Here is a 9719-nt window from a genome sequence, read left to right on the forward strand (position 1 = left end):
ATTACTCCTCAACCTGGACGAGGTACTGAACCTTGTTGATCAGGCCGCGCACCTGCGGGCTGTCCTTCAGTTCACGCACATCGTTGAGCTTGTTCAGGCCCAGGGCACGCACCGACAGGCGGTGACGCGACTGGGTGCCACGCAGGCCACGCACCAGGCGGACCTTCACAGTCTTGTTGGACTCATTAGCCATGGTTGAGTTCCTCCACCTTCTTGCCGCGCTTGGCCGCGATGCGGGCCGGCGACTGCGCAGCAGTCAGGCCCTTCACGGTGGCGCGCACCAGATTGATCGGGTTGCGCGAACCGGTGGCCTTGGCCAGCACGTTCTTCACGCCAACGGCTTCCAGCACGGCGCGCATGGCACCACCGGCGATGACGCCAGTACCTTCCGAAGCCGGCTGCATGAACACGCGGGCTGCGCCGTGACCATCCTTGATGGTGTGCCACAGGGTGCCGTTGTTCAGGTCAACGCTGACCAGGTTCTTGCGGGCCTGTTCCATCGACTTCTGGATGGCGACCGGCACTTCGCGGGCCTTGCCATAACCGAAACCGACCTTGCCTTCGCCGTCGCCGACAACGGTCAGGGCGGTGAAGGTGAACTGGCGGCCACCCTTGACGGTCTTGCTGACGCGGTTGACCGCGACCAGCTTTTCGATCATGCCGTCGTCGATCTTTTCTTCGCGGTTACGGTCGCGATCGCGACCCCGCTGCTGACGCTCTTCTGCCATGTTGATTCCTTGGTTGTTTGGGTATGTACGGCTCGGGGCCGCTTATGGTTGTGGAGTGACGCATTGTTCCGGTGGGCCGCTGCAGAAGAGCGGCGCCGTCCAGCCTCGCTCAGGCTGGCGAGCAGGTGGGCAGGAGGCCATCGGCCCCCTGCCCTGATCCCTTAGAACTGCAGGCCGGCTTCGCGGGCGGCTTCTGCCAGGGCCTTGATGCGGCCGTGGTAGCGGTAGCCCGAACGATCGAAGGCAACCTTCTCGATGCCGGCGGCCTTGGCGCGCTCGGCAACGATGCGGCCGACCTTGGCAGCGGCATCGGCGTTCTTGCCGTTCTTCAGGCCTTCCTTGACGTCGGTCTGGGTGGTGTTGGCGGCAGCCAGCACCTTCGAACCGTCAGCGGTGAAGACCTGGGCGTACAGGTGCTGGCCGGTGCGCAGCACCGACAGGCGGGCGACGCCGAGCTCACGGATGTGGGCGCGGGTCGACTTGGCGCGACGCAGGCGGGCGATGTTCTTGTTCATGATGTTTTTTCCTTGAAAGCGGAAGCGCCTAATTAGGCCTTCTTGGCTTCCTTACGGATGATGACTTCGTCGGAGTACTTCACGCCCTTGCCCTTGTACGGCTCCGGCTTGCGGAACGCACGGATCTTGGCGGCGACTTCACCGACGACCTGCTTGTCAGCGCCCTGGACCAGGATCTCGGTCTGGGTCGGGGTGGAAATGGTGATGCCTTCCGGCGCGACGAACACGACCGGATGCGAGAAACCGAGCGACAGGCTCAGATCCTTGCCCTGCATGGCAGCACGGTAACCCACGCCGACCAGCTCCAGCTTGCGCTCGAAGCCTTCGGACACGCCCTTGACCATGTTGGCCAGGATCGCGCGCACGGTACCGGTCAGCGCGACCAGGTCGGCGCTCTCGGTGCTCAGGGTGGCAACGCCGCTGTCGACGTTGATGGCAATACCGGCCGGCTTGACCAGCGACAGGGTGCCCTTCGGGCCCTTGACGGTGATGCTTTCCGACTGGACGTTCAGTTCGACCTTACCCAGGGTGACGGGCTTCTTGGCTACGCGGGACATAGTTCTACTCCTTTCGCCTTAGGCCACGAAGCACAGGACTTCGCCGCCGACGCCCAGCTGGCGCGCCTGCGCATCAGTCATGATGCCCTTGGAGGTGGAAATGATGGAGATGCCCAGGCCATTCATGACCTTCGGCAGCTCACTCTTGCCGCGGTACTGACGCAGGCCCGAACGCGAGAAGCGCTTCAGGGTCGCGATGACCGGCTTGCCTTCGAAATACTTCAGCACGATTTCCAGCTCGGACTTGTTGTTTTCCAGCTGGGTCACGCGCAGGTCGGTGATGTAACCCTCGTCCTTCAGGACCTGGGCGATCGCAACCTTGATCTTGGACGACGGGGCTTTCACCGTCTGCTTGCCAACCGCAGCCGCATTCTTGATGCGGACCAGCAGGTCGGCGATGGGATCAGTCATGCTCATATGAGTACCTTTGAGTGCACCGATATCCGCTTTCGCGAAAATCTGTTGTCTCCTGGAAACGGGCCAGGTCCCTTGATGCAGCGGGCCGGGGCCCACTCCTACAACCCCGTTTGCGCAGGGCAAGACGCGGGAGTATACGCCAAAAGAGCCCGACTTGCGCCGGGCTCTTCGGGTTTTTTCGCAGAAAGGAAGCTGAACGCCTCCCTCCCCCGGTTCAGAAGCCCCCGAGGGGGCTCCTGATCGCAGGGCCGGCTGGGATTACCAGCTGGCCTTGCGCAGGCCCGGGACGTCGCCACGCATGGTGGCTTCGCGCAGCTTGTTGCGGCCGAGGCCGAACTTGCTGTACACGCCACGCGGACGACCCGACAGCTCGCAACGGTTGCGCTGGCGGCTCGGCGACGAATCGCGCGGCAGCTTGGCCAGCTTGGTTGCGGCGTCGATCTTCTCTTCGTAGGTCGCGTCCACGGAGGACACGATCTTCTTCAGAGCCGCACGCTTCTCAGCGTACTTCTTGGCCAGCTTTTCCCGCTTGATGTCGCGGTTGACCATGGAGGTCTTTGCCATTTCGGTTTCCTCGACAGATCAGTTACGGAACGGGAACTTGAACGCTGCCAGCAGCGCCTTCGCTTCCGCGTCGGTCTTCGCAGTGGTGGTGATGGCGATATCCATACCGCGGATCGCGTCGACGGCGTCGAAGTCGATTTCCGGGAAGATGATCTGTTCCTTCACACCCATGTTGAAGTTGCCGCGGCCGTCGAAGGAACGACCGGAAACACCACGGAAGTCGCGCACGCGCGGCAGCGAGATGTTGATCAGGCGGTCCAGGAACTCGTACATCTTGTGGCGACGCAGCGTGGTCTTGCAGCCGATCGGCCAACCATCACGGATCTTGAACGACGCAACCGAGATACGCGACTTGGTGACAACCGGCTTCTGGCCGGAAATCTTGGTCATGTCCGCGACGGCGTTTTCCAGGATCTTCTTGTTGGTGGCAGCCTCGCCGACACCCATGTTCAGGGTGACCTTGACGAGCTTCGGTACTTCCATCGGATTGGTGTAGCCGAACTGCTTCATCAGCGCCGGCACCACTTCTTCCTTGTAGATCTTTTCGAGACGGGAAGTCATCTTCACATTCCTCAGGCGTCGAGCGCCTCACCGCTGGAGCGGAACACACGCAGTTTGCGTCCATCCTCCAGCACCTTGAAGCCAACGCGTTCGCCCTTGCCCGAAGCCGGGTTCAGCACGTTCACGTTGGAGATATGGATCGAAGCTTCGCGCTCGACCACGCCGCCGGCAACACCTGCCTGCGGGTTCGGCTTGGTGTGGCGCTTGACGATGTTCACGTTGGCGACGACCACGCGGTCGCCGTCGACGCGGACGACTTCGCCCTGCTTGCCCTTGTCCTTGCCAGCGTTGACGACAACCTGGTCGCCCTTCTTGATACGGTTAGCCATGATTATCTCCTGTCGCTCACAGCACTTCGGGAGCGAGCGAGACGATCTTCATGAACTTCTCCGAACGAAGTTCACGGGTCACCGGCCCGAAGATACGGGTACCGATCGGCTCCTGCTTGTTGTTCAGCAGGACGGCAGCGTTGCCGTCGAAGCGGATCAGCGAACCGTCGGCGCGACGCACACCCTTGCGGGTACGCACCACGACGGCGTCATACACTTCACCCTTCTTGACCTTGCCGCGCGGAATCGCATCCTTCACGGTGACCTTGATGATGTCGCCGATACCGGCGTAACGGCGCTTGGAACCACCCAGCACCTTGAAGCACATCACCTGCTTGGCACCCGAATTGTCCGCGACGTCAAGGTAGCTCTGCATCTGGATCATGATTCAGACTCCTTATTCAGCCGCACGCGTGATGACTTCCACCACGCGCCAGTTCTTGGTCTTGGACATCGGAGCAATCTCGGTCACGCGGACGACGTCGCCTTCCTTGCAGGCGTTGTCGGCATCGTGGGCGTGCAGCTTGGTCGAGCGCTTGATGTACTTGCCGTACAGCGCGTGCTTGACCTGACGCTCAACCAGGACGGTAACCGTCTTGTCCATCTTGTTGCTGACGACACGGCCTTCGACCGTGCGCAGCGTCTTCTTTTCAGTATTGTCGCTCATAGCGGCCATCCTTACTTCGTGCTGCCGAGCAGGGTCTTGACGCGAGCAATCTCGCGACGGACCCGGCGAATGTCGTGGGTCTTCGGCAGCTGCCCGGTGACCTGCTGCATACGGACAGAGAACTGTTCCTTACGCAGGTCGATCAGGTGGGCCTTGAGTTCGTCAGCCGACTTTTCACGGAGAGTTTTGATATCCATCAGCGCACCGTACGGGTCACGAAAGTGGTGGTGACCGAGAGCTTGGCGGCGGCCAGGCGGAACGCCTCGCGAGCCACTTCCTCGGAAACACCCTCGATTTCATAGATCATGCGGCCGGGCTGGATCTGGGCCACCCAGTATTCCACGTTACCCTTACCCGAACCCATTCGGACTTCGATGGGCTTCTTGGTGATGGGCTTGTCGGGGAACACGCGGATCCACATCTTGCCGCCGCGCTTGACGTAGCGGCTGATCGAGCGGCGGGCCGCTTCGATCTGACGCGCGGTCAGCTGACCGTGTGCGGTTGCCTTCAGGCCGTATTCGCCGAAGCTGACAGCGTTGGCGCTCCAGCTCAGGCCATCGTTACGGCCCTTGTGTACCTTGCGGTACTTGGTTCGCTTGGGTTGCAACATTGTCGTTACCTCGCTTCACGGGCCGGGCGCTGACGGTCACCACGGTCGCCGCGATCGTGACGATCGTTGCGCGACGGGGTGTCGTCCTGCTTTTCCTGGCCAACCTGGGAGAAATCGAAGACCTCGCCCTTGTAGATCCAGACCTTGATGCCGATGATGCCGTAGGTCGTCTTGGCTTCAGCGAAGCCATAGTCGATGTCGGCACGCAGGGTGTGCAGCGGCACGCGGCCTTCGCGGTACCACTCCGAACGGGCGATTTCTGCACCGTTGAGGCGGCCACCAACGTTGACCTTGATGCCCAGGGCACCCAGGCGCATCGCGTTGCCGACCGAGCGCTTCATTGCACGGCGGAACATGATGCGACGCTCCAGCTGCTGGGCGATCGACTCGGCAACGAGCTGCGCGTCCAGTTCCGGCTTGCGCACTTCGGTGACGTTGATGTGCGCCGGGACGCCCATCATCTCGCTCACTTCCTTGCGCAGCTTCTCGATGTCCTCACCGCGCTTGCCGATCACCACGCCCGGACGGGCGGTGTGGATCGTCACGCGAGCGGTCTTGGCCGGACGCTCGATCAGGATCTTGCTGATGCCGGCCTGAGCCAGCTTCTTGCGCAGCATGTCGCGCACTTTCAGGTCGGCTGCCAGGTAACCAGCGAACTCGGCCTTGTTGGCGTACCACTTGGAGTTCCAGTCCTTGGAAATGCCGAGGCGGATACCAATCGGATGAACTTTATGACCCATGGTCTTTTCCTTATCCGCTTACTTGGCGGCGCCCACAACCACAGTGATGTGGCTGGTGCGCTTGAGGATGCGGGTACCGCGGCCTTTCGCCCGCGCCATGAAACGCTTCAGGGTCGGACCTTCATCAACCATGATGGTCTGAACCTTCAGCTCGTCGACGTCGGCGCCCTGGTTGTTCTCGGCGTTGGCAATTGCCGACTCCACCACCTTCTTGATCAGGTGGGCAGCCTTCTTGTCCGAGAACTTCAGCAGGTTGACCGCACGTTCGGCCGGCAGACCGCGCACCTGGTCAGCGACCAGACGAGCCTTCTGCGGGGAGATGCGCGCAGTGCGCAGGATGGCTTTCGCTTCCATTGTCATCTCTCCTTACTTGCCCGACTTCTTGTCACCACCGTGACCCTTGAAGGTCCGGGTGATGGCAAATTCGCCGAGCTTGTGGCCGACCATGTTCTCGTTGACGAGAACCGGGATGTGGTTCTTGCCGTTATGCACGGCAATGGTGATGCCTACCATGTCAGGCAGGATCATCGAACGGCGCGACCAGGTCTTGATCGGCTTCTTGCTGCCCGCAGCGGCCTCCACCTTCTTGACGAGGTGGTGATCGACGAACGGGCCCTTCTTGAGTGAACGTGCCATGGTCGATTAGCCCCTACGATCGCGGACGATGAACTGCTGAGTGCGCTTGTTATGGCGCGTCTTGTAACCCTTGGTCGGGACACCCCACGGGGTGACCGGATGCGGGTTACCCTGGCCGGCCTTGGCCTCACCACCACCGTGCGGGTGGTCAACCGGGTTCATGGCAGCACCACGAACGGTCGGGCGGACGCCGCGCCAACGCTTGGCACCGGCCTTGCCCAGCTTTTCCAGGCTGTGCTCGTCGTTGCCGACTTCGCCGATGGTGGCGCAGCACTCGACCGGAACCTTGCGCATTTCACCCGAGCGCAGGCGCAGGGTGGCGTAGATGCCTTCACGAGCCACCAGCTGCACGGCCGCACCAGCGGCGCGAGCGATCTGAGCGCCCTTGCCCGGCTTCAGTTCGATGCAGTGGATGGTGGTGCCGACCGGGATGTTGCGCAGCGGCAGGGTGTTGCCGGCCTTGATCGGGGCGTCCGAACCAGCGATCACCTGATCACCAGCCTTCAGGCCCTTCGGGGCGATGATGTAGCGACGCTCACCGTCGACGTAGCACAGCAGAGCGATGTGGGCGGTGCGGTTCGGATCGTATTCGATGCGTTCCACGCGCGCCGGGATGCCCAGCTTGTTGCGCTTGAAGTCGATGATGCGGTAGTGCTGCTTGGCACCACCACCGACGTGACGCACGGTGATGCGACCGTGGTGGTTACGACCACCCGAGCGGCTCTGCGACTCGACCAGCGCGGCGTGCGGAGCACCCTTGTGCAGGTCGGGGGTGACCACGCGCACGGCCGAACGGCGGCCGGGGGAGGTGGGCTTGAATTTCATCAATGGCATGGGATGTACCTCAGGCCTTGGCCGTTACATCGATCGACTGGCCGTCGGCCAGGCGAACGTACGCCTTGCGCCAATCGCCGCGGCGGCCAGCACGGTTACGGAAGGACTTGTTCTTGCCCTTGACGTTGACCACGTTGACGGCTTCGACCTTGACGTCGAACAGCTGCTCAACCGCGGCCTTTACATCGGCCTTGGTGGCTTCGTTCGAAACTTCGAAGACATACTGATTGGAGAGTTCCTGCAGGCGCGCGGTCTTTTCCGAGACACGCGGGGCACGCAGCACGCTGAAGATTTTTTCGTTGCTGTTCATGCCAGCCACTCCTCGACCTTCTTGACCGCGTCAGCGGTGATGACGACCGTGTCGGCACCCACCAGCGAGACCGGGTCCAGACCCTGCACGTCACGCACCTGCACGTACGGCAGATTGCGGGCGGACAGGTACAGGTGCTCGGACGCTTCCTCGGTGACGATCAGCGGGCGCTTGCCCACTTCCAGGCCGGCCAGCTTGGCGATCAGACCCTTCGTGCTGGTGGCTTCGACGTCGAAGGCCTCCACGATGGTCAGACGGCCCTGACGGTTCAGCTCGGACAGGATCGCGCACATGGCGGCACGGTACTGCTTGCGATTGACCTTCTGCTCGAAGCTGCGCGGCTTGGCCGCGAAGGTGACACCGCCGCCGACGAAGATCGGAGCCGTCAGTGCGCCATGACGCGCGCCGCCGCCCTTCTGCTTCTTCGACTTCTTGGTGGTACCAGCCACTTCGGAGCGAGTCTTCTGTGCCTTGGTGCCGGCGCGACCGGCGTTGCGGTAAGCAACGACGACCTGGTGGACCAGATCTTCGCTGAAATCGCGACCGAACACGGCTTCGGAGACCGAGACCTTGTTGTTGCTACCCGTGATAACGAGTTCCATCGTCATCTCTCCTTATGCCTTGCTCGCCGGACGGACGATCACATCGCCACCCGCCGCGCCCGGAACGGCGCCGCGAACCGCGATCAGACCGCGCTCGACGTCGACCTTGACCACTTCCAGGTTCTGGGTGCTCTGCTGCACCGCGCCCATGTGGCCCGACATCTTCTTGCCCGGGAAAACGCGACCCGGGGTCTGGCGCTGACCCAGCGAACCCGGCGCGCGATGCGACAGCGAGTTACCGTGGGTTGCATCGCCCATACGGAAGTTGTGGCGCTTGATGGTGCCCTGGAAGCCCTTACCCTTGGTGACACCCTGGACGTCGACGATCTGGCCGACTTCGAAGATGTCCGCCTTGACTTCGCCGCCAACGGCGAAATCGCCGAGCTGCGCGTCTTCAACGCGGAATTCCCACAGGCCACGACCCGCTTCCACCTTCGCCTTGGCGAAGTGGCCGGCTTCCGGCTTGTTGACCAGGGCAGCGCGACGCGCGCCGACGGTCACCTGCACGGCGCTGTAGCCGTCGGTTTCGACGGTCTTGATCTGCGCGATGCGGTTCGGGGTTGCTTCGATCAGGGTCACCGGGATGGAGCGGCCATCTTCAGTGAACACGCGGCTCATGCCGGCCTTGCGGCCCACGAAGCCCAACGAATACTTCTTCGTCATGGTCGTAGTCCTCAGGTCAGCTTGATCTGAACGTCGACGCCGGCAGCCAGTTCGAGCTTCATCAGCGCGTCCACGGTCTTGTCATTCGGGTCAACGATATCGAGCACGCGCTTGTGCGTGCGGGTCTCGTACTGGTCACGCGCGTCCTTGTCGACGTGCGGGGAAACGAGAACGGTGTAACGCTCGATCTTGGTCGGCAGCGGGATCGGGCCACGCACTTGCGCGCCGGTCCGCTTTGCCGTTTCAACGATCTCGCTGGCCGAACGGTCGATCAGACGATGATCGAACGCTTTCAGCCGGATCCGGATCTTTTGGTCCGCCATGGCGGTAGGTTCCTTCGTTAAAAGAGCGACAGACAAAGCCTCTGGGTTGCTTTGCCCCATGAAATTCCTGAATACGGACGGCCCGCAGTCCTGCATGCCGCCAAGGTCAATCCATGGACCTCAAAAACGTAGGCAGACCAGTTACCCGGCCTGCCCAGACGTAGAAGCATAATGGCACGCAAGGCAGCTGTCAACAGTCGCCTGTTGACGCCGCCTGAATGGCATTGACCCTTCCTGGTCCGGGGAACACAAGGCACATCCTGTGCCTGCTTTCCCATTTGATACGCCCCGATGCCCTACCCAGGCAACATCGGGGCGCAGATACTACCAGATTACTCGATGATCTTCGAGACCACGCCGGCGCCGACGGTACGACCGCCTTCGCGGATGGCGAAGCGCAGGCCTTCGTCCATGGCCACCGGGTTGATCAGGGTGACTTCCATCTTGACGTTGTCACCCGGCATCACCATTTCGACGCCTTCCGGCAGCTTGGCGGCGCCGGTGATGTCGGTGGTGCGGAAGTAGAACTGCGGACGGTAGCCGTTGAAGAACGGGGTGTGGCGGCCGCCCTCATCCTTCGACAGGACGTACACTTCGCCTTCGAACTTGGTGTGCGGCTTGATCGTGCCCGGCTTGGCCAGCACCTGGCCACGCTCGACGTCG

Annotated in this window: 21 protein-coding genes; all 21 read right to left on the reverse strand. The window is 62.1% G+C overall.

Going from position 1 to position 9719, the window contains the following annotated elements; all coding sequences use genetic code 11:
- Position 1: 1 nt before the first annotated feature.
- Positions 2 to 193, reverse strand: coding sequence for a 50S ribosomal protein L30 (rpmD, locus tag AC2A1N_RS17905; RefSeq protein ID WP_005408214.1), 192 nt, complete (start codon positions 191 to 193; stop codon positions 2 to 4).
- Positions 186 to 728 carry a 30S ribosomal protein S5 gene (rpsE, locus tag AC2A1N_RS17910; protein ID WP_005415419.1) on the reverse strand — a complete coding sequence of 181 codons (543 nt, stop codon included), beginning with the start codon at positions 726 to 728 and terminating at the stop codon, positions 186 to 188. Before rpsE ends, rpmD begins: the two co-directional genes overlap by 8 nt.
- Positions 729 to 889: 161 nt before the next feature.
- Positions 890 to 1243, reverse strand: coding sequence for a 50S ribosomal protein L18 (gene rplR, locus AC2A1N_RS17915; protein ID WP_004154495.1), 354 nt, complete (start codon positions 1241 to 1243; stop codon positions 890 to 892).
- A 32-nt stretch (positions 1244 to 1275) separates the two neighbouring features.
- Entirely contained in the window at positions 1276 to 1800 is a 525-nt protein-coding gene (gene rplF, locus AC2A1N_RS17920) for a 50S ribosomal protein L6 (RefSeq protein ID WP_049416175.1), read from the reverse strand.
- An 18-nt stretch (positions 1801 to 1818) separates the two neighbouring features.
- Positions 1819 to 2217 carry a 30S ribosomal protein S8 gene (gene rpsH, locus AC2A1N_RS17925; protein WP_005408210.1) on the reverse strand — a complete coding sequence of 133 codons (399 nt, stop codon included), beginning with the start codon at positions 2215 to 2217 and terminating at the stop codon, positions 1819 to 1821.
- Positions 2218 to 2475: 258 nt separating this feature from the next.
- Complete coding sequence (gene rpsN, locus AC2A1N_RS17930) at positions 2476 to 2781, reverse strand: 30S ribosomal protein S14 (protein WP_005408209.1); 306 nt, start codon at positions 2779 to 2781, stop codon at positions 2476 to 2478.
- A gap of 18 nt (positions 2782 to 2799) precedes the next feature.
- Positions 2800 to 3342 carry a 50S ribosomal protein L5 gene (gene rplE, locus AC2A1N_RS17935; protein WP_005415416.1) on the reverse strand — a complete coding sequence of 181 codons (543 nt, stop codon included), beginning with the start codon at positions 3340 to 3342 and terminating at the stop codon, positions 2800 to 2802.
- An 11-nt stretch (positions 3343 to 3353) separates the two neighbouring features.
- Positions 3354 to 3671 carry a 50S ribosomal protein L24 gene (gene rplX, locus AC2A1N_RS17940; protein ID WP_004154490.1) on the reverse strand — a complete coding sequence of 106 codons (318 nt, stop codon included), beginning with the start codon at positions 3669 to 3671 and terminating at the stop codon, positions 3354 to 3356.
- A gap of 16 nt (positions 3672 to 3687) precedes the next feature.
- Positions 3688 to 4056 carry a 50S ribosomal protein L14 gene (rplN, locus tag AC2A1N_RS17945; protein ID WP_010483978.1) on the reverse strand — a complete coding sequence of 123 codons (369 nt, stop codon included), beginning with the start codon at positions 4054 to 4056 and terminating at the stop codon, positions 3688 to 3690.
- A gap of 12 nt (positions 4057 to 4068) precedes the next feature.
- Positions 4069 to 4338 (reverse strand): 30S ribosomal protein S17, encoded by a 270-nt coding sequence (gene rpsQ, locus AC2A1N_RS17950; RefSeq protein WP_004154489.1) that lies wholly within the window; start codon positions 4336 to 4338, stop codon positions 4069 to 4071.
- Positions 4339 to 4349: 11 nt separating this feature from the next.
- Entirely contained in the window at positions 4350 to 4535 is a 186-nt protein-coding gene (gene rpmC, locus AC2A1N_RS17955; RefSeq protein ID WP_004154487.1) for a 50S ribosomal protein L29, read from the reverse strand.
- The gene (gene rplP / locus AC2A1N_RS17960) at positions 4535 to 4948 is read right to left on the reverse strand and encodes a 50S ribosomal protein L16 (RefSeq protein WP_004154486.1); all 414 of its coding nucleotides are present in this window, start codon (positions 4946 to 4948) and stop codon (positions 4535 to 4537) included. Before rplP ends, rpmC begins: the two co-directional genes overlap by 1 nt.
- Before the next feature lie 5 nt (positions 4949 to 4953).
- Positions 4954 to 5688, reverse strand: a complete 735-nt coding sequence (rpsC, locus tag AC2A1N_RS17965) for a 30S ribosomal protein S3 (RefSeq protein ID WP_005415414.1) — start codon at positions 5686 to 5688, stop codon at positions 4954 to 4956.
- Positions 5689 to 5706: 18 nt separating this feature from the next.
- Positions 5707 to 6042, reverse strand: a complete 336-nt coding sequence (gene rplV / locus AC2A1N_RS17970) for a 50S ribosomal protein L22 (RefSeq protein ID WP_004145348.1) — start codon at positions 6040 to 6042, stop codon at positions 5707 to 5709.
- Between the two features lie 12 nt (positions 6043 to 6054).
- On the reverse strand, positions 6055 to 6324 hold the full coding sequence (rpsS, locus tag AC2A1N_RS17975) for a 30S ribosomal protein S19 (RefSeq protein ID WP_005415413.1): 270 nt from the start codon (positions 6322 to 6324) through the stop codon (positions 6055 to 6057).
- A 6-nt stretch (positions 6325 to 6330) separates the two neighbouring features.
- Entirely contained in the window at positions 6331 to 7158 is an 828-nt protein-coding gene (gene rplB, locus AC2A1N_RS17980; RefSeq protein ID WP_004145339.1) for a 50S ribosomal protein L2, read from the reverse strand.
- Positions 7159 to 7168: 10 nt separating this feature from the next.
- Positions 7169 to 7468, reverse strand: a complete 300-nt coding sequence (rplW, locus tag AC2A1N_RS17985) for a 50S ribosomal protein L23 (protein ID WP_004145338.1) — start codon at positions 7466 to 7468, stop codon at positions 7169 to 7171.
- Positions 7465 to 8070, reverse strand: coding sequence for a 50S ribosomal protein L4 (gene rplD, locus AC2A1N_RS17990; protein ID WP_005415412.1), 606 nt, complete (start codon positions 8068 to 8070; stop codon positions 7465 to 7467). Before rplD ends, rplW begins: the two co-directional genes overlap by 4 nt.
- A gap of 12 nt (positions 8071 to 8082) precedes the next feature.
- Positions 8083 to 8733: a 50S ribosomal protein L3 gene (gene rplC, locus AC2A1N_RS17995; RefSeq protein ID WP_004145336.1), complete on the reverse strand. Its 651-nt coding sequence runs from the start codon at positions 8731 to 8733 to the stop codon at positions 8083 to 8085.
- An 11-nt stretch (positions 8734 to 8744) separates the two neighbouring features.
- The gene (rpsJ, locus tag AC2A1N_RS18000; RefSeq protein ID WP_005408208.1) at positions 8745 to 9056 is read right to left on the reverse strand and encodes a 30S ribosomal protein S10; all 312 of its coding nucleotides are present in this window, start codon (positions 9054 to 9056) and stop codon (positions 8745 to 8747) included.
- Between the two features lie 332 nt (positions 9057 to 9388).
- The coding region (locus tag AC2A1N_RS18005) for an EF-Tu C-terminal domain-related protein (protein ID WP_484372598.1) at positions 9389 to 9719 on the reverse strand (331 nt) is incomplete at its 5' end.

The sequence above is a fragment of the Stenotrophomonas maltophilia group sp. SKK55 genome (assembly GCF_057179845.1).